The organism is Mogibacterium neglectum, from assembly GCF_030644205.1.
Classification (GTDB): domain Bacteria; phylum Bacillota; class Clostridia; order Peptostreptococcales; family Anaerovoracaceae; genus Mogibacterium; species Mogibacterium neglectum.
The window spans coordinates 1,483,460-1,504,113 of the sequence record NZ_CP128647.1; the positions used below are offsets into that span (position 1 = coordinate 1,483,460).

The window sequence follows — 20,654 nt, forward strand, 5'->3', positions numbered from 1 at the left end:
GTGGCATTTGCCTTTCGGCTGGTGGAGAATAAGGGGATCGAACCCTTGACCCCCTGCGTGCAAGGCAGGTGCTCTCCCAGCTGAGCTAATTCCCCATAAACTATCATAGTGTAGAGACTAGGTCTCCTTAGAAAGGAGGTGATCCAGCCGCTCGTTCTCGAACGGCTACCTTGTTACGACTTCACCCCAGTCATTGGTTTTGCCTTAGGCGATAGATTAATTAACCGACTTTGGGCACCCCCAACTTCCATGGTGTGACGGGCGGTGTGTACAAGACCCGGGAACGCATTCACCGCAGCATTCTGATCTGCGATTACTAGCAACTCCAACTTCATGTAGGCGAGTTGCAGCCTACAATCCGAACTGGGATCGGTTTTGGTGATTTGCTCCACTTCACAGTATTGCATCCCATTGTACCGACCATTGTAGCACGTGTGTAGCCCAGAACATAAGGGGCATGATGATTTGACGTCATCCCCACCTTCCTCCGAGTTGACCTCGGCAGTCTCGCTAGAGTCCTCAACTGAATGTTAGTAACTAGCGACAAGGGTTGCGCTCGTTGCGGGACTTAACCCAACATCTCACGACACGAGCTGACGACAACCATGCACCACCTGTCTCTGCTGTCCGAAGAAGGGACCGGTTAAGGTCCTGTCAGCAGGATGTCAAGCCCTGGTAAGGTTCTTCGCGTTGCTTCGAATTAAACCACATGCTCCGCTGCTTGTGCGGGTCCCCGTCAATTCCTTTGAGTTTTACTCTTGCGAGCGTACTCCCCAGGCGGAGCACTTATTGCGTTAACTGCGGCACTGAGCCCTAACGGGCCCAACACCTAGTGCTCATCGTTTACGGCGTGGACTACCAGGGTATCTAATCCTGTTTGCTACCCACGCTTTCGTGCCTCAGTGTCAGTTACAGTCCAGAAAGCCGCCTTCGCCGCTGGTGTTCCTCCTAATATCTACGCATTTCACCGCTACACTAGGAATTCCGCTTTCCCCTCCTGCACTCAAGTAGCCCAGTTCGCAAGGCAAGTAGAGGTTGAGCCTCTAAATTAAACCTTGCGCTTAGGTAACCACCTACGCACTCTTTACGCCCAATAATTCCGGATAACGCTTGCCCCCTACGTATTACCGCGGCTGCTGGCACGTAGTTAGCCGGGGCTTGCTCCTAAGGTACCGTCATTTGTTTCTTCCCTTAGAACAGAAGTTTACAACCCGAAGGCCTTCATCCTTCACGCGGCGTTGCTGCATCAGGCTTTCGCCCATTGTGCAAGATTCCCTACTGCTGCCTTCCGTAGAAGTTTGGACCGTGTCTCAGTTCCAATGTGGCCGATCACCCTCTCAGGTCGGCTACTGATCGTCACCTTGGTGAGCCGTTACCTCACCAACTAGTTAATCAGACGCAGGCCCATCCCTGACCGATAAATCTTTGACCGATGAAGCATGTGCTTCATCGGTGTCATGAGGTTTTAATCATCGTTTCCAATGGCTATCCCTCTGTCAGGGGCAGGTTGCCTACGCGTTACTCACCCGTCCGCCGCTTTCCGTTAGCATAATCCCCCGAAGGTTCATGCGCTAACATCTCGCTCGACTTGCATGTATTAGGCACGCCGCCAGCGTTCATCCTGAGCCAGGATCAAACTCTTAATAAATGTTATCTGAAGAATCTTTCGATTCGTCCAAATCCTGTTAATGGATGACGCTTATCGCGTCTCGACTCGTTATTTCCGAATCATTGTTGTTTGTGTTTGAATTGTACAGGGACATACGACATATTGTACATCGTTTGTCTCTTATACGATCTTGAGATCTAATCTCCGGTTTTCACCGTGTCGATCTCTTGACCAGTTTCTACACTATGAAGTTGTCATGGTTCTGCTGACTGCGTTTGAGCGATTTTTGTTGCCCGCTCTCTCGCGACAGCTTAATCATTATAGCGCACCATTTTGGACTCGTCAAGCACTTTTTCCATCTTTTTTAAGATTTCTTGCTTGCCACGCCCTGGCTCGCTCTCTCGTCATCTATTAGAAGTAACGAGTGCTGTTATTATAGAAAATTTAACACTCTTGGTCAATAGCTTTTCCCACTTTAAATTACAATATATTTTATTATTATCTCTTTCGTATTATCCTATCTATATATATGTATAGCTTGTCCCTGTTTTATCTATATATGTGCCACTTATTTCTTTGGCTACTTTGCATACATTATTTTATTTTCTATATATATTGCCAATTATTTGATGTGGACCTACATATACGTATTTTGCATTTTTTTATTTATTATAGGATTAAAAAGATGCGGATTTCCTCCGCATCTAGTTTTTCCCTTTTTCTTTCTTGTGCACAGACCTTTTGACGTAAAGATTTGTAACTATTAGTTCCTCTTTATATATTCCCGCCTATATAGGTTAATCAAATTGAGCCCTATCAAAATCAAAACTCTACTTCTTTTTTCTTCTCGCTCCATCTATACTCTCACGCCTAGATCTTTCTTTTGAGATTTCCTCTTCAAGCTTTTTAATCTTATTACGTTGTTCCCTCGATCTACGTGTAGCTTCGATAGCTATTCTTGTATTTCTCTTCTCTTCCCTTTTTGCTCTTTCCAGCTTCTCTTCGTTTTTACTTAAGAACTCCGGCTTGTTATAATCTAAGCTCATGCCGATTCTAAATCTATCTATCCCTATAAGTATTGCAGCAATTCCAATGAGCAACATCACATGCAAGTTTAGCACACTCTTATTGAAGAACATATATGCGCCGAGCAATACCATAGCTGTCCCGATAACAAAGGTCCTTTTCTCACTTAAAGAATTGGTTTTGATATCGATATTTATACTAAAATCGGCAGCGAGTCCGCTAGTCATGAGCACCATCGCAAAGATGGCTGTAACAACTACATCCTCGCTCACCTGTCCAGATAAGAACATTACTCCTAGAAATGTAGAGATTACCGCCTGGACAACATATGTCTTCGTTATCATGTTCTCTTCATATCCAACATTTCTGAACACAATAAGTTCTAATACTCCCATTATAAGAAGCGCGCTACCTACAACAAATGCAACAGATGTAAATGCCGCAGTTGAGTTGGCCACACAAAAAGTACCTACTATTACCATTATTGCACTAGAAATCATAGCTAATAATCTCATCTAGCACCTCCCAATCTTTTCTAATTTATTAAGTTTACCACACTCGGTATTTTGCCGCAATGAACCTTTACACGCATATACAACTATGTAACATCTACTATCATTTAATTAATTGTATTTGCTTAGATCTTAGATATGTGGCTTAGTTGTATATGTATAGTTGATAACGAGTATTCACGCAAGCTCACCTCAAGACTGTTGCTTTGCACAAAACATTTGTCACAAAATTGTTTTAATTGCACTATATTGCTATTTGTAGTATAAATATCGGTGCGAAATATTTTATTTAATTGAGGGGGTTCTATATGAAATCCATTTTTAGAGCTTGGAATAAGCTTAGCTTGATTGTACAAATCATCATCGGTCTTATTATCGGCATTTCGCTTGCCGTTATTGCACCAAAACAACTCGCGTTTTTAACACTATTTGGTGACCTATTCGTCGGGGCACTCAAAGCAATCGCTCCACTTATGGTTTTTATCCTTGTAATGGCTGCTATCGCTCAGCATAAAACAGGAACTAAAACTAATATGTCTACAGTTATTGTCCTATACATTATCGGTACACTATCTGCAGGCCTTTGTGCTGTTGTTGCCAGTTTCTTATTTCCACAGACTCTTATTCTTGCAAAATCCGTAGAGAAGGTCACAGCACCGGATAACATCATCTCGGTTCTTAAAACCGTCCTACTTAACGCTATTGATAATCCGATTAACGCAATTGTTAATACAAACTTTCTAGGTGTTCTCGCGTGGGCAATCATTATCGGTATCGCTTTAAAATCGTCTTCTGATTCTACAAAGGGACTTTTATCAGATCTTTCTGATGCTATTACCAAGTGTGTTCGTTGGATTATTCAGTTTGCGCCTATTGGTGTAATGGGACTCGTATTTAAATCAATCTCTGCTAGCGGAATAGGAGCTCTTGCAAAATACGCATCACTTATCTTGCTACTCGTTGGAACTATGGTGTTTATAGCACTGGTTATCAATCCGCTTATCGTATTTTTGGCTTCACACCAGAACCCTTATCCGCTTGTATTCAAGTGTCTAAGTAACAGCGGTATCACGGCATTCTTTACGCGAAGCTCTGCAGCTAATATTCCTGTTAACCTGGAGCTCTGCGAAGACCTTGGACTAGATGTAAATACATACCCTATTTCAATTCCACTAGGAGCAACAATTAACATGGCTGGCGCAGCTGTTACCATCGCAGTAATGTCATTAGCAGCTTGTAATACAATGGGAATAAAGGTCGATATACCTTCTGCCGTCTTGCTGGTATTCTTGACCGCAATTAGCGCAGCCGGTGCTTCCGGAGTTGCTGGAGGTTCTTTGCTTCTTATTCCACTCGCTTGCTCACTGTTCGGACTACCTGCAGACATCTCAATGCAAGTTGTGGGTGTTGGATTTATATGTGGAGTAATTCAGGACTCTTGTGAAACTGCGCTCAACTCATCCACAGATGTTCTGCTAACTGCAACAGCCGAACTTTATGAATACAGAAAGAGGGGCGAAAAGAAGATTCTCAACATTAAGTAATTATGATTGATTTAAAAATTTATCTATTACGATTTTGATGTTATTGAGATGTTTAAATACTAACGACTTACTCTGTCTATTTCTTAAGAATCCGAGCTGAACCTCTTATCATCTATTGTGGTATTTTTTATGATGTGTTCGCTGGATTGTAACTGTAGATATAGACTAAAAGCCTGGGATAGCTATAATCAAAAATATAAAAGCTTGAGATAGCCATAACCAAAATATAAATCTGGGATAATGTAACCAGAAATACAAAAGCTCGGGGCTCCGCCCCAAGCTTTTTTCGTTTCTGTATCGTCTGATACTCGTGTTCTGTTTGATTTTCTATCTTTCTTAATCAGCTTTGCTGAATTATACGAATGCAGACATACTACTTAAGCATCAGCACCGCCATCTGACCGCCTCTCTTGAGTCCGTCTCTTCTGTGCGAGAAATACCTTTCTCTCTCGGCAAACGTGCATCTGCCGTCAATCTCTATCTGCGATTCAGGGATGCCCGCGCTCATAAGAACAGCCTTGTTAATTATCGGCAGTGAGACATAGAACTTACCTTGATCCGGATTATACGTATATGCACCAGGAATATCCTTTACGCTCATATCCGAAATTGCTGATATTACGTCTTCGCCACATTCGAAGTGTTTTATGGAAATACACGGGCCAATTGCAGCATGTAGATCAGCAGGATTTGAATCGAATTCATCCTTCATCTTCTCCACTGTACGTCTTGCAATTTCAAGGGTTGTCCCCCTCCAGCCCGCATGGCTCAGCCCGATAACTTCATTAACTGGATCATAGACATAGATTGGCGCACAGTCCGCATGCGATGTAATAAGTGCAACGCCCTTAGCTTTTGTTACCATTCCATCTACACCTAGCTGCCTCGGCTTATACAACCCTTCACCGCAGTTCTTCTCATCTACACGAATCACTTCATTGCTATGCGTCTGATGAAGCATGACAAGTTGCCTCGTGTCAATTCCTAGCGAACCGCACCATAGCTTGTAATTTTCGAGGATATTTACAAGGGCATCATCTGTCGTTAGACTAAGATTCATCGAGTCGTAGCATCCCGTGCTTACCCCACCATTTCGAGTGCTATAATCGCAAATTAATTTGTCCTTAAATTGTTCGAACATCTAATAGAAACCTTACTTTGATGCTGCAGCTGCAAATACGATCGAGTAGAACTTCTCGTCAGCGCCGGAACCACGTGAAGTGAGTACGATTGGAGCCTTTGCACCAACGACAAGACCAGTCATTCTACCGCCGCCCTGGATTACCCAAGACTTTCCAATGAAGTTACCAGCAGCCATATTTGGAACGAGCAGAACGTCAGCATCTCCTGCTACCGGACTCTCAAATCCCTTGAAATCTGCTATTTCCTTGCTTAATGCGATATCGTAAGAGATTGGTCCTTCTACTACGCAGTCCTTTATTTCACCCTTCTCGTTCATTTCCTTAAGAGCTGCTGCATCTACTGACTCAGGCGCCTTCTCGTTAACCTTTTCAGCTGCGCAAAGTGCTGCAACCTTTGGATTCTCATATCCCATGTTGTGAAGTGTGCCTACAGCATTCTCAATGATCTGAGCCTTCTGCTCTAGTGTTGGATGAAGAAGCATTCCACCATCTGTAAGAACTACGAGCTTGTGGTAGTTAGGAACTTCAAATAGTCCTACATGGGACATTACCTTACCCATGTTAAGCCCCGTCTCTTTATTTACAACCTGCTTGAGAAGATCAGATGTCTGCATCTTACCCTTCATGAGGAAATCGCCCTTTCCCTCGTTGATAAGTCTTACAGCAATCTTAGCGATTTCAACATCATCATCTGCATTGTAGATTGTTGCATCTTCTAGAGACAGACCGTGTTTCTTGATAGTCTCTCTAATCATATTTTCTTTACCAACGAGAACAGCCTCAACGATGCCTTCCTTTACAGCATTGCTTACTGCCTCTAAAGAATGCTCACAGTGAGCACAAGCTAGGACAATTCTCTTCTTGACAGGATTACTTCTGACCATTTCTGCCATTTCTGCAAAATTCTTTAACATACATTACCTCCTTAAATAACATAACAATTACTTTGTATGTCTGCCGTGGATTGGTTATTTCCTTAAGCTCCTATATTATAGCATAAAGACGGCTCATTACATTAGTTATATGTCTATTAACGTTATAATCCATGCGATTTTTAGCACCTTTATAAAAAAGGAGAAGGTCACCCCTCTCCTTAATCATCTTATTAAACATCTATCAGCGCGACTAATGGTAATTAGTCCTGATAGCTACGGATTCTTTATAGATCGTATCCTGCCTTGAATGCTTTCTTGTTTAGCTCAACGAATTTAGGCTTTACGTTCTTCTCAATCTGAGCATCCCAATCTACATCGTCTAGAGAACCTATAGCCTTAACTAGTGCTCCGAGGAGTACCACGTTCATAGCCTTAGCATTTCCAAGATCTGTAGCGATTTCTCCCGCCTTAACAGCAGTTACCTGGCACTTTGACTTTAAATCCTCGATGATATCATCTGGATACTCTGCCTTACCTAGATTAACTGGAGCAGGGTTGATTTTGAAGTCGTTAACTACCATCTTACCGCCAACCTTGAGGTACTCAAGCCATCTTAGGGCTTCCATTCTCTCAAATGCTACGATTACGTCCGCAGATCCCTTTCCTACGATTGGGGAAAGAACTTCTTTTCCGTATCTTACCTGAGTGCTTACACTTCCGCCACGCTGTGACATTCCGTGAATCTCACTCATCTTAACATCGTAACCAGCTTCCATTAGGCCGCTCGTAAGAATCTTACTTGCAAGGATTGTTCCCTGTCCACCTACTCCTACGAGGAGAATATTCTTAACATCACTCATTATCTCTGCACCTCCTCAATAGCATCAAATGGGCATACCTGCTTGCAGACTGTACAGCCTACGCAGCTATTAACATCGATAACAACATCATCCTTTGAAGACATGAGAGCTGGGCAACCTGTTCTTACGCAAGCCTTACAGTTTCTGCACTTGTCCTGAATGATGTGGCACTGAGTCTGGTGAAGTCCCTTGAACTCATCAAGATCCTGCTGGCTGAACTTCTTGAGTACGCATGGCCATCTTGTAATGATAACTGTTGGCTCCTCGCTAGCGATACAAGCGTCGAGAACCTTGTCAACTTCGTCAAGGTGTAGAGGATTTACTGTGTAAATATTCTCTTCCTTGATTCCTACTGCCTTAACTAGAGCAGGAATATCAACCTCTGGTGCTGGCTTGCCCATAAGTGTGAATCCTGTTCCAGGGTTCTGCTGGTGACCAGTCATACCAGTGATTCTGTTGTCGAGGATAACGCTGATGCTATCGCTCTGGTTGTATACAGCATCCATCAAACTTGTGATACCGCTGTGGAAGAATGTGGAATCTCCAAGTACACCTACAGCCTTAGTCTTTGCACCTGCAACTTTGTAAGCCTGTGCAGCACCGTGAGCCATTGATAGGGAAGCTCCCATACAAATAGCCGTGTCAAGTGCGCTAAGTGGAGCATTTGCTCCAAGTGTATAGCAACCGATGTCTCCGTTGATCATGAGGCCCTTCTTCTTCTTGATTGCCTGGAAGAAGCCTCTGTGAGGACATCCTGCACATAACGTTGGAGGACGTACTACAGACTGAAGATCTGAATCGTAAGACTCTGGCTTAACTCCTGTGAGCGCTTCTCTAACGATATCTGTGTTGAGCTCGTCGAACTTTGGAATCTGCTGATTTCCAATGCACTCAATTCCGTGAATCTCGAGGAACTCCTGTAGATATGGATCCATCTCTTCGATTACATATACTTTATCTACCTTGCTACAGAAATCCTTGATTAAATCTGTAGGTAATGGGAATGTCATTCCTAGCTTGAGGTACGAAGCATCCTCACCAAATGTTTCCTTAGCATACTGATAAGAAATGCCAGAGGTAACAACACCGATCTTAGTCGAGTGCCATTCAGGCTGGTTGATTTCTGTTTCATTTGCATAAGCTTCCATGTTAGCTAGTTTAGTCTCGAGATTAACTCTCATCTTCTTAGCGTTAGCTGGTGCAGAAACGTACTTTTCAATCTGCTTCTTATAAGGAACGTACTCATGCTCTTCTCTATCGCCGAGTTCTACAATTCCCTTTGAGTGACAGACTCTCGTTGTTACATGGAAAAGAACTGGAGCGTCGAATCTCTCGGAAAGACCAAATGCCATCTTCATGTAATCCTTACACTCCTGAGAGTTGGAAGGCTCTAGCATAAGCAGTCTTGCTGCCTTTGCGTAGTTTCTGTTGTCCTGCTCGTTCTGTGAGCTGTGCTGACCTGGGTCGTCAGCCGATACGATAACAAATCCACCTGTAACTCCAGTATATGCAATTGTGAAGATAGGGTCTGCTGCAACGTTAACACCTACGTGCTTCATAGCGCAGAATGATCTAACACCTGCAATGGATGCACCGATAGCAGCTTCTGCAGCTACCTTCTCGTTAGGAGCCCACTCTGAGTACACATCGTCCTTGTACTGAGGCATATTCTCGAGGATCTCGGTGCTTGGAGTACCGGGATAAGCCGAAGCAAACTGGCAGCCACCTTCATATGCGCCGCGAGCAATAGCTTCGTTGCCCGACATAATTACTTTCATCTACTTACCTCCTTAAGTTTAACCGCATTAAACTTGTCATAAATATAATTGAATTATACAAATGAATATATTGCTCGTCAAACAATGTCTTTTCGCTATTTTTTTGCTATTTTGTATCTTTTGACAAAATTATATGTGGCTACACTATAATCTTTGTTCGTTCAGCCTTTATTTATGCAACTATGATTATATTTTTGTAAGAATTTTACATTTTAGCTGAAAATAATTTAGCGGATAATATCCGTTTACAAATTATACAGTTTGATATGCAATGCACTGTTCCCTCTCCATGAAAAAGTGTATCCCTCGAGACGAATCCTTCCACCTATCTGGCTCGAATCCGTTAGCTGGCTCTACCCATTTCCCCCGTTCATAATAAAAATCTGGATCCACTGTAGACTGAGCCCAATCGTAACTAATCGTCTCATCGATGCTCTTAATTGATAGTACCTTTGCCTTATCACATCTGCAGGTTTCCCGTGTAGCTGAAACTCTTCTAGCTTCTCTTGGAACCAGCAGTTGAACCACCCTGAGTTCAGAGCAGCATTTCCACGCTATAAATGCACCTGACTCTGGAGGCACTTGTCTGTACCACTTGGTATTTTCGTCTATGATTATACCATCGAGATTGGCGCCCTCGAGGACTGCGGCATACAGGTTGGCTCCACTTATGTCGCTGTCCGAGAGATCGATATCGCGGAAGATGGCTTCGGTCATATCGGAATTGACGAACTTGCAGGCGTGCATCGGGCACTCTCGGAAGAGTGTGCCCGATATGCTAGATTCGCTAAAATCTGCACCTGTGAGGTTGCAGTTTTCAAAGCTGCAGAGTTTAAACGTAATATTTGTCAGATCACAACCTTGGAGATTCGTGTCCGCGATGGCACTCTCTTCTATTATGAGGTGTTTTGATTTATCTCTATCTGTTATTAGCTTTATAATATCGTCTGATGTGAATGCTCTATTCATGAACTTTCATCTCCCCAATTTCTTACGATTTCTCGCATTATCTTCTAACTTTGAAACTTCTGATTAATGCACAACCCCACGTATGTCATATTGATTATCTCATTATGCGTTCAATATGCATTTAATACATTTAGAAATTCAGCATAGCACCAACAAGGCTCAAGTCATATGGCTAACATTCTAATTGAATTATATCATTTTGCACTGAATTTTAAACGGGTAGATAGTTTACTATGTTGTGCTATTAAGTTAATTCCGAAAGCTTATAAATTTACACTTTAATTATTCGTTGTGTATTTTTACAAATAATTTAAATTAATTTGGCTTTTTCCTTGACTTTAAACCAAAGTTAGTATTAAGATATAAATAGCTTTTGAATAAGACTGACTCGATAGAGGTCGCGGAGCTCAAGATTACCTGGTAGCTACAGCGTGGGAAGCTGCTGCTAGGAAAAGGGAAATCCGCCGAAGGAAATATCGCCCCAACGATATTTCCTGGGTCGGTGCATAATATGCGCCGAACTGTCACATCGTAAAATGTGGAGCGCTATCAATGGTATATGGCTAATGTGTATTTTTTCATTGCTTACGTACGAACCATGGATACGTTTCAGACGTTATTCATGGCTATTTTATTTATACGGAGGTTTTAAAATGATACGCATTAACAGAAGTAGAATTATGTACGTGTTCGGGCTCACCGCACTCTTCATAGCGGCTGTGCCGATTGTGGCAATGGCGGCTGACAACAAGCCAGCAATGTATGCAACGATATGGGCTGTACTACCGCCTATCGTCGCTATCGGACTAGCACTCATCACAAAAGAAGTGTATAGCTCTCTGTTCATTGGAATTCTAGCTGGAGGCCTAATCTATTCGGGAATGAATTTCCCAAAATTTATGAATCATGTAATGATTGATGGATTCGTCTCATCACTGTCTTCAGCCGGAAATGTAGGAATCCTAGTATTCCTCGTCATCCTCGGTATGCTGGTATCTATGATGAACCTATCAGGTGGTTCATCAGCTTTTGGAAACTGGGCAGCTAAGAGGATTAAAACTCGTCGCGGTGCACAGTACTCGACCGTTACTCTCGGAATTCTCATATTCGTCGATGACTACTTCAATTGTTTAACTGTTGGCAGTGTTATGAAGCCGCTTACCGACAAATACAATATATCTAGAGCTAAGCTAGCGTATTTAATAGATGCAACTGCAGCTCCAGTTTGCATCTTGGCCCCTATTTCATCTTGGGCTGCAGCTGTAAGCGGGTTTGTAGAGGGGAAAAATGGTCTAAACATATTCATTCAAGCTATTCCTTATAACTTCTACGCGCTTCTCACCATCGCAATGATGTTCATGATTATAACTATGAACTTCGATTACGGAAAAATGGCAGCTTATGAGAAGAATGCCGTGGAAAACGGTGACCTCTTTACAGTGCAAGACACTGCAGCATTGAAGAATGACAATGCTGCCGAGACATTGCATCAAGGAATAGTAATGGATTTGATGTTCCCAGTAATAGTGCTCATCATCTCTTGCATCACCGGCATGCTATATACTGGAGGATTCTGGAGTGGCAAATCATTTGTAACTGCATTTGCAGGCTGCGATGCATCCACTTCTCTAGTGCTCGGAAGTGTTGTTTCACTGGTTATTACTATCGTTTACTACATGATTAGAAGAGTCGTTCCTTTCTCGGAGCTTATGGAATGTGTACCAGAAGGATTCAAATCAATGGTTTCACCAATTCTCGTCCTTACGATGGCATGGACTTTAAAAACTATGACTGATTCACTTGGGCTAGCGCAGTTCGTTGCCAACATGATGGATAAGATTCCTGGTGGATTGATCATGGTAATACCTGCTATGTTCTTCCTCGTATCTTGCGCTCTAGGTTTTGCGTCTGGCACATCGTGGGGAACCTTCGGAATACTAATTCCTATAGCACTTGCAGTAACTGCGAATAGACCTGATATGATGATTGTCCTCATATCTTCCTGCATGGCTGGTGGAGTTTGCGGTGACCACTGCTCGCCAATTTCAGATACGACTATCATGTCATCTGCAGGTGCATCTGTTAGACACCTTAGCCACGTTGAGACTCAGCTGCCTTATGCTGTGACCGTCCTATCTGTATCAGCCGTATGCTATGTAATTGCTGGTATCATGGAATCTCCATGGGTTGCGCTTGCGGTAGGGCTCGTACTCCTATATGTAGTTCTGCGCTTCTTCAAGAGAAGAGAAGGTTCGTATATAGTTGATGAAACTCAGGCTATTGAGACTGCAACTGCCCAGGGTTAAGAAGTATAATATCGATGGATCTTTGAAAAATATTATCTTTAACTTTGCTGAAAAAGACTGAAAGAGGGAGCTATCACTGCTATGTGATAGCTCCCTTTCTTCATTTATCGATCAGAGATACATAAATGGAAGTATATGCATTGTAGCCGCTATGATAAACAGACCTAGTAGGATGAACATGCTACCGAGAAGACAGAAGGCCTTCTTGCCATTACTATTTATATCTTGCGGGTTTAACTCCTCTATATAAAATCTAGCAGATGAACGTTTGTCGTAAATTACAGTGATGGGAACCTCACCTTTCCGCTCACACTTTCTTAAAAATGAAGCCTTGCTATCTAAACCAAAGAACGTTTTGTTGTATCTGAGATTCCTACCGCTTTCACTTTTGAACGAAATCTCGCAGTCACACTCGAAGCTATATCTAGTGCTTCTGATCTCGAGTACCTTTAGGAAGCCTTCCGTTTCAAGTACATTTGTGCCATCTAACACTAGACTATTAATGTCTTTTTCCTTGCCTGAACAAAGTTGCCCTGTATATATAAATATCCAGCCTATTAATATCATTATAAGAGCTATAAAATACATCATCTAATCTGCACCATTAGTATCCTAATTGTTCTGCACTAGCGCAAGCAAAGTTTTATAAGCCACAGGTCCAGCAACCTTATAGCCAGTACCACCGTTTTTCACCCATACTACGAAAGCATATGGATGATCTGCATCATCTATAAATCCAACAAACCACGCATCAGGTGTTCCGCTCCCAGTCTCTGCTGTTCCAGACTTTGCATAGATGTCGAGTCCTCGGAAATTACTCTCCCCATATGTGACCTTAACGTCATTTTTCATCATACTCTTCATCTTACCTGCTGTGTCACTACTAAGGTATTTGCCTAGTGAATCACCACCGGTAACCTTTTTAAGGAAATTAGATGAACCTATTATGTAAGGATTTATAGCTTTGCCGCCATTTGCAATAGCTCCCATGTAGACCATCATAGACGCAGGATTTACGAGATCCTCCGCCTGCCCAATACCTGCCCAACTAAGTTTAATCGGGTCATCCTTTGGAAAAACGAATGTCCCTTTTGCTGTCTTAATTCCGTTTATATCAAGTGAGTTGGTAAGTCCAATCTTCTTGACGTAATCCCTCATGGCACTTGCGCCAACCTTACGAGTGATTTCTCCAAACGCACCATTACAAGACTTTGCGAGTGCCATCTCGAAGTCAACATGTCCATGTCGCTCTGTACACTTTATCGGCGACCCATTTACATACGTAACACCAGTGCAGTTAAAACTGAAATCATCTATATCATCGACATTATCAATTGCCGCCGCAGCTGTTACCGTCTTAAATGTTGAGCCTGGCGTGAGCCTACCCGAGAGAAATGTATTGAAATATTCAGATGAGCTAGAATTTGTCGGAAGTACCCCCTTAGGATCAACCGATGGCGTGCATACCATCGCCATTATCTCTCCGGTTTTATAGTTATATACTCCGACCATTCCCTGGCGGTTACCGAGTGCCTTGTACGCAGCTAAATTAGCCTTTGCATCTATGGTTAAATTGATTTTGCTTCCGTCCTTAGTGGTATCATAAGTCCCGTTTAGCAGGTCGTACCCTATGAGCTGCGGTCTAAATACGTTGATTGCACCCGTAGCAATATTGCCCTTTGGATCTCCAACCGCATGAACAGTTGCCTTTCTAAGCGAAGCGTCAGAAGGATACACGAGTCCATCCTTTGTGCAGTTAAGCAGCATCACGCCATTTCTGTCATAGATAGTGCCACGGTTGACTTCACCGTTAGTATATATCTGCCTATTTCCATAGAAGCTCGCCCAGTCTTGTCCCTTTGTTACGAACCTCCATGTAAAAATCAATATTCCTATGAATAGCGACGCGGCAAGCAGCAGACAGATATTCGCTCTACGCTCTAGTTTCCGCATATGCTACCTCCTTTTGTCTTCGTACCCATCATGGTCTCCTCTTAATCGCAAGGCTTGCATCCTTACGCATATCCGCAGCCTTAAAGTACGCCAGCATTGCCCATGAACACATCGCACTCGTACCACCCGTAGAGACGAATGGGAAAGTAACTCCAGTTAGCGGAAACAGGTCTACTGCTCCAAATATATTTAGCATGGTCTGAAAAATCATCATCGTCGCAGCACCGCACGCTGCTATCGTGTAGAAAGCCGATCTTCCTGCCACGATTGAATTTACCGCAAACAGCGAAAGTGTAATGATACATAGAACGAGCAGAATTGATATTATGAGGCCCCATTCTTCAGTGACAAACCCGAATACGAGGTCTGTGTTGGAGGCTGCAACGGTCTTTAGAGACCCATTCCCTGCGCCAAGGCCGAGGAGACCTCCACCAGATGCATAAGACATGGTTCTAGTCTGCTGATATCCCATACCGTTGATGAAATCTGGTTCCCACACATGCCCCCAAGCATTGAATCTGCTCAGTATGTATGGCTTAAATCGGAGTACAAGTATACCCATGATTCCAGCCGCCCCTATCGTGAGTATAAGTCTCGAAAAATCACCACTCCTCAGGAACGAAATTACCAGATACGTAACGAAGAAGATAAGCGCACCTCCGAAGTCTCCCATCTTAGCAAGGCAAGCCAGACAGAACAATGAAAACAGCATGAAGCCGTAGAGATTTTTCTTGTTGAATAGATTCTCCATCGTCGCTGCCCCGATGCATATGAATGCGAGCTTGACGATTTCAGAAGGCTGAATTGAGATGCCACCGACTGTAACCCAGTTGGCAGCTCCAAATTTAGTCGTTCCAAATATCACATTGAACAGCAAAAGCCCTATAGCAAGCACAGCGAGCACTGGCTTAATCTTCTCCGTCCTCTTGAGGTCACGCATATATATGCACATGAATATGAATATAAAGATACCAACAAGCGTCGCCATATACTGTTTCATAGTGAGTGAAGGATTTGCAGAGGTCGTAACCGCTAGTCCTATAGTCGACATGAAGAATGCTATCATCTCCATCTCAAATCCCTTGCTACCCATCGCCCTAAAGAGAATCACATAAATCCACATAGTAGCAGAAAGCAGCGGAATTGAAAGAAGCGCCCCCGGAGTGAGGTTCGTCCCCATGCCAATTATCAGCTGTATCATCGTCAGAAATTGAAATGCAGTGATAGCAACCATAAGCGGCCATGGCGAGACAGGTTTCTTGTCCATCGAGCGCATAGCATCATTATTCTTTTCCTCTTCGACGCTTATCGCAGCGAGTGTGCACTTTGCACCACCCATTACGATTTCGTCGCCAGGATTTATTATGTATTTCTTACGCGGAATGAGCTGAATCCCATTGATAATAGTTCCATTCTTGGAATTCAAATCCTTGAACATCCATTTTCCGTCTTTACGGCGAATCAAAAGCGCCTGCGTATTGGAAATCGTATCGAGCTCAATACGTAGGTCAACAGATGATGATCTGCCGATTATGTTCTCCCAATGCGTGATTGGGAGTGTAACACCATCCTCAACAGATAGGTAACCCCAGACCTCTGGAGTCACCCTTGTTGAGAGTAGCGACATGATGGATTTCATAAGAATGTAAACTGCCAAAATTACAAAGACCCATCTCGATGCTGTCGTTATGTATTTTGCGAAAATAGGATTATTCTCGACAAAAGTAAGTACGGATGTAAATAAACTATCTATGGTCACCACCCCATTTACAGTAATCTCTATTTCTTCCAGGAGCTCTTGAGACTTACGATACTGTTAAACACCTTCTCGTAATCAGTCGTTAGCTCGCTATCCGCAATATAATACCCCTTGCGGAAGAACTGGAATCTCTCGCCAGCTTTGACATCAGAAACTGATGGCTCAGCATAGCCCCAGGTCTCGTGCAACGAATCAGGATTTAGTTCTAGATTGCCCTCTTCATTTTCAATCATGAGTGGCTGATACTCTCGTATCTTAATCTTCACTGCTGTAGAAGCCTCTACGAAGTGAATTGTGCCCTTTACCTTGCGATTTCCGCCTTCGGTTCCACTTTTAGTCTCTGGATCGTAAGTGCAGAGCAGTTCCTTGATGGAGCCATCTTCGTTCTTAACAACCTCCTTGCAGGTGATAAAATAACCACCCTTAAGTCTAACCTCGTTGCCAGGGAATAATCTGAAATACTTCTTGATAGGTACTTCCATAAAATCATCTCCGTCTATCCATAGCTCACGACCAAACGGAATTTTTCTCTCTCCAAGCTCTGGCGCATTTCTGTTATTCTCAACCTCGCAAGTCTCAATCTGACCTTCGGGATAGTTTGTAATCACTACCTTAATCGGATTCATTACAACATTGCGAGCTGCAACCTTAAACTGGAGATCGTCACGCACGCTAGTCTCGAGCTGTGCAAAGTCTACTGTCGAGTTGGACTTAGCTACACCGATATCGTCGCAGAAGCTTCTGATTGCCTCTGGTGTATATCCACGTCTTCTTATACCTGCAATTGTAGGCATGCGTGGATCATCCCATCCTGAAACAGTGCCTTCATCAACGAGTTTCTTGAGATATCTCTTACTCATAAGCATATTGGTAATATTGAGCCTTGCGAACTCAATCTGTCTTGGCTGTGGATTCCAGAAACCAACTTCATTGAGCACCCAATCGTACAGTGGTCTGTGATCCTCAAACTCGAGCGTACAGATAGAATGCGAGATTCCTTCAATCGCGTCTTCAATCGGATGTGCGAAATCGTACATCGGATATATGCACCATTTGTCTCCCGTATTGTGATGAGTAGCATGTGCAACTCTGTATATAATAGGATCTCTCATGTTGATGTTAGGTGAGCTCATGTCAATCTTGGCACGAAGCACCGCCTCTCCATCACTATACTTCCCAGATCTCATATCTTCAAATAGAGCTAGGTTCTCATCAATCGACCTATTTCTATACGGACTCTCCTTGCCAGGCTCAGTAAGCGTTCCTCTGTACTCCTTCATCTGCTCAGCTGTAAGCTCACATACATAAGCCTTGCCTTTCTTAATCAGCTCAATCGCTGCATCATACATTGTATCAAAGTAGTCAGAAGCCCATCTCTTCTCGTCCCACTCGAATCCGAGCCAGCGAACATCCTCCTCGATTGAATTTACGTATTCCATATCCTCCTTTACAGGGTTGGTGTCATCGTATCTTAGGTTGCATTTGCCGCCGTATTTCTTAGCAGTTCCGAAGTTAAGGCAAATGGACTTAGCGTGTCCAATATGCAGGTATCCGTTGGGTTCCGGTGGAAATCTCGTGTAAACCTCTTGGTACTTACCTTCCGCTAAATCCTCATCTATCATGTTGTGAATGAAATTGCTTCTCATCGTAGTTTCTGGTGAATGCTCTTTTTCGATAGCCATTACTGCCCTCCTCGGCTTAGTTTAGTGCATGTTCGCCAAGTCACGAACGCTAACCTCTACGCGGTTACCCGATGCGTCCACAACCTGGCGAATGCGTTAATTTTATTAAAATTATATCATAATCATGCAGCTTTCAAAAGCCGGAGCAACTCATAACCCCTAAAAACACTATGTAGATTATGTATCTATATATCCACCCTTGCCAATATCGCTGCCGGTGTCTTGCGCATCGTCTGGAAGACCGGCATCAATCCAACTATTAGGTTAAACAGTAGTAGAACTAGAAACGACAGAACTGCAACCCAAGGTGCAATATAAAACTTCGCTCCAAACAGTGCGGTGGTATGGCTGAGCACGTAATAGGTTGCTGCTATGCCTGGAATTGCTGTAATCATCGTTATTACTGCAATCTCACCTATAAACATCTTATAGATATCACGCTTCCTTAGTCCTATCGCTCTCATCGTGCCCACTTCCCTAATTCTAGAAAGTAATGATGACCTCAGCATCAGGAAAAGCTCTATTAGTGCAACTAAGATGATAATCCCTGCTGCGGTGACTGTACTTCTGAAGTTTTGCGCTTCTGAAAGCTTGTACTTCTCCTTATCTCGGTCATAATTGATTTGAACCGAATATCCCTGTTCGGTAAGTTTATCTGCAAGCGCACCTGGGTCATCTGAGTATACTGATACCACTCTCTGCTTTGATATATATCCTAGCAGGATAGTGTGATTAGTCGTGTAGTATGCATCATCATCCTGCGAATCTGTCGTGTAGTATCCGACTACCTTGAGTTTGTGATTATTTACCTTTGCGGTGATCTCCTTATTGAGTGGCATATCCTCTTCATGCGTATCGCGTACTACAACCTCGTAGTCGTTCGCTGGTGCCTTACCCTTCTTAATCTTAAGCGAAGAAGGTGCATAAGCATAATCTGTAATCGGATTATCGCTATCTTGATTGGATCCTTCATTCGCATCTTCTATTGGCATGCTAGAAGGTGCATCGAGTGTCGAGGTTGACTGGCTATACATGAGCACATCCTGGCAGCAGCTGTCTGCAAAGAATGCTGATGGCGAATTTATATTGGAGATTCCTGTAATTGTAAATTCTCCAAGATTCTTCACTTTAATTTTTCTTCCGATTAGGTCGGAGGTCTTAATCATACCTGCTTCCTGGACAACTCTCGATTTGAACATTTTGTCTACCAACATCTTGTCTATAACAATACCCTTATTGTCAGTCGGCAGTTTGCCTTTGTACAACTCTGATTTCTTGAGTACACTCACAGGTGTTATCGATGCTCCAAACTGCATCTCATAATTCGAAGTCTGAAGGTATTCAGTGAACGGCATCTTGAGTGTCACCTGCGTATTCCCTGCAAATGCAGCTCTCGCGCCCTCTACATTTCGCAGTGTTTCTACGAGTGTCTGATTCTTCTTGGTGTTATTTACAGTAATGTAGTTCGCATTAGTAGTGAGAAAATCTTTTTCTTTGATATCCAGTACTCCCAGCACATTACTTATAGCAATGAATGTAAATATCGAAGCAAACATAAATCCGATCAATAGCAGTTTCTTAAGTCTGTTGAATTTGGAGATTGTCCTTATCCCATTCGTAAACATCTTGATTGGCGAATAAAGCGAAGTGTATTTTGCCTTGTATCCTTCAGGCAGATACTTGTCATACTCGAAGCGATTGTTCTCGTAGATACTGGAATCCATCGCCGAGTAATGATCATCTATTAGTTCGATATTAGAATTCTCGTCTACCACGTTATATCTGCCACCTGTGTCTACGTACAGATTGCCAGCTCTAAGAACTAGCTTTATACCAGCCTCAGAAAGCCCGTCACTGTAAACATCAACCTGAATATCTTGTTTTCCATACGAATCATGCTTAGGCATGTCCTTGAGGTATATCTTATTCTCAAGCTGATAATCTAGATAGTTATCGGTATCATTTTCTCTATCACCAATTACCTTTCCATCCTTCATGTCTATGATTCTTGATGAATAGAACTCCGCTATTTTCTTCTCGTGTGTTACGAGCAGAACGAGTCTGTCCTTGGAAATAGTCTTGATGATGTTCATGACCTCGATTGTGTTCGCACTATCGAGGTTTCCGGTCGGCTCGTCGGCTATGATGATGCGCGGATTCTTGACAATGGCACGCGCGATTGCCACGCGCTGTCTTTGTCCTCCTGAGAGCGCATCGGTCGTCTTGTTTCTAAACTGATAGATTCCTACTGACTTTAGGCAGTAATTAACACGTTCTTTGATTACATGCTTATCTTTGATCCCAATCATTCTAAGCGCAATTGCGACATTTTCGAATACCGTCATCCTGTCAAGCAGATTGAAGTTCTGGAAAATATACCCTATCTTAGCATTGCGTATCGAATCTACCTTCGATGATCTCATCTTGGATATACACGCATCATCGATAAATATCTTTCCAGAATTAACCTTATCAAGTCCTCCGATAGCATTTAAAAGCGTCGTCTTGCCGCATCCAGATGGTCCGAGTAGCGCTACAATACCAGTCTCGGGTAACTCCAGAGAGGTGTCGTTAATTACATGTATTTCATTGGCTTTACGCTTATTGAAAAACTTATTTACATGCTGCAACTTAATCAT

At 43.0% G+C, this 20,654-nt stretch carries 13 protein-coding genes, 1 tRNA gene, 1 rRNA gene and 1 riboswitch; of the genes, 2 read left to right on the forward strand and 13 right to left on the reverse strand.

All coding sequences use genetic code 11. The features are described from left to right. Positions 1-19: 19 nt before the first annotated feature. The 3 genes from QU661_RS06905 to QU661_RS06915 form a co-directional block, all read right to left on the reverse strand. Positions 20-95: transfer RNA gene (locus QU661_RS06905), tRNA-Ala, on the reverse strand. A 36-nt stretch (positions 96-131) separates the two neighbouring features. Continuing rightward, a 16S ribosomal RNA gene (locus QU661_RS06910) occupies positions 132-1,648 on the reverse strand. Between the two features lie 791 nt (positions 1,649-2,439). After that, a complete protein-coding gene (locus tag QU661_RS06915; RefSeq protein ID WP_304989514.1) occupies positions 2,440-3,150 on the reverse strand; it encodes a DUF308 domain-containing protein in 711 nt (236 codons plus the stop codon). 305 nt (positions 3,151-3,455) lie between these two features. On the opposite strand from QU661_RS06915, the gene sstT reads away from it, so the two are divergent. Further along, positions 3,456-4,691, forward strand: a complete 1,236-nt coding sequence (sstT, locus tag QU661_RS06920; RefSeq protein ID WP_304989515.1) for a serine/threonine transporter SstT — start codon at positions 3,456-3,458, stop codon at positions 4,689-4,691. A gap of 373 nt (positions 4,692-5,064) precedes the next feature. On the opposite strand, the gene pgeF is transcribed toward sstT, so the two are convergent. The 5 genes from pgeF to QU661_RS06945 all read right to left on the reverse strand — a co-directional run bounded on the left by pgeF (position 5,065) and on the right by QU661_RS06945 (position 10,315). Beyond that, entirely contained in the window at positions 5,065-5,832 is a 768-nt protein-coding gene (gene pgeF, locus QU661_RS06925; protein WP_304989516.1) for a peptidoglycan editing factor PgeF, read from the reverse strand. A 12-nt stretch (positions 5,833-5,844) separates the two neighbouring features. Next, positions 5,845-6,747 (reverse strand): phosphate acyltransferase, encoded by a 903-nt coding sequence (locus tag QU661_RS06930; RefSeq protein WP_304989517.1) that lies wholly within the window; start codon positions 6,745-6,747, stop codon positions 5,845-5,847. A 245-nt stretch (positions 6,748-6,992) separates the two neighbouring features. Beyond that, on the reverse strand, positions 6,993-7,568 hold the full coding sequence (locus QU661_RS06935; RefSeq protein WP_297968229.1) for an indolepyruvate oxidoreductase subunit beta: 576 nt from the start codon (positions 7,566-7,568) through the stop codon (positions 6,993-6,995). Further along, positions 7,568-9,346: an indolepyruvate ferredoxin oxidoreductase subunit alpha gene (iorA, locus tag QU661_RS06940; RefSeq protein ID WP_304989518.1), complete on the reverse strand. Its 1,779-nt coding sequence runs from the start codon at positions 9,344-9,346 to the stop codon at positions 7,568-7,570. Before iorA ends, QU661_RS06935 begins: the two co-directional genes overlap by 1 nt. A 252-nt stretch (positions 9,347-9,598) precedes the next feature. Beyond that, positions 9,599-10,315, reverse strand: a complete 717-nt coding sequence (locus tag QU661_RS06945; RefSeq protein WP_304989519.1) for a pentapeptide repeat-containing protein — start codon at positions 10,313-10,315, stop codon at positions 9,599-9,601. 384 nt (positions 10,316-10,699) lie between these two features. Beyond that, positions 10,700-10,872, forward strand: a riboswitch (Lysine riboswitch). A 96-nt stretch (positions 10,873-10,968) separates the two neighbouring features. Between QU661_RS06945 and QU661_RS06950 the strand changes: the two genes are divergently transcribed. Beyond that, complete coding sequence (locus tag QU661_RS06950; protein WP_304989520.1) at positions 10,969-12,621, forward strand: Na+/H+ antiporter NhaC family protein; 1,653 nt, start codon at positions 10,969-10,971, stop codon at positions 12,619-12,621. A gap of 111 nt (positions 12,622-12,732) precedes the next feature. Here QU661_RS06950 and QU661_RS06955 read toward each other — a convergent pair whose 3' ends face one another. The 5 genes from QU661_RS06955 to QU661_RS06975 form a co-directional block, all read right to left on the reverse strand. Continuing rightward, a complete protein-coding gene (locus tag QU661_RS06955; protein WP_304989521.1) occupies positions 12,733-13,212 on the reverse strand; it encodes a DUF3592 domain-containing protein in 480 nt (159 codons plus the stop codon). A gap of 21 nt (positions 13,213-13,233) precedes the next feature. Then, on the reverse strand, positions 13,234-14,574 hold the full coding sequence (locus QU661_RS06960; RefSeq protein ID WP_304989522.1) for a penicillin-binding transpeptidase domain-containing protein: 1,341 nt from the start codon (positions 14,572-14,574) through the stop codon (positions 13,234-13,236). 28 nt (positions 14,575-14,602) lie between these two features. Continuing rightward, a complete protein-coding gene (locus QU661_RS06965; protein WP_304989523.1) occupies positions 14,603-16,231 on the reverse strand; it encodes an FtsW/RodA/SpoVE family cell cycle protein in 1,629 nt (542 codons plus the stop codon). A 122-nt stretch (positions 16,232-16,353) separates the two neighbouring features. Continuing rightward, a complete protein-coding gene (locus QU661_RS06970) occupies positions 16,354-18,015 on the reverse strand; it encodes a glutamine--tRNA ligase/YqeY domain fusion protein (RefSeq protein WP_304989524.1) in 1,662 nt (553 codons plus the stop codon). A gap of 185 nt (positions 18,016-18,200) precedes the next feature. Next, entirely contained in the window at positions 18,201-20,654 is a 2,454-nt protein-coding gene (locus QU661_RS06975) for an ABC transporter ATP-binding protein/permease (protein ID WP_304989525.1), read from the reverse strand.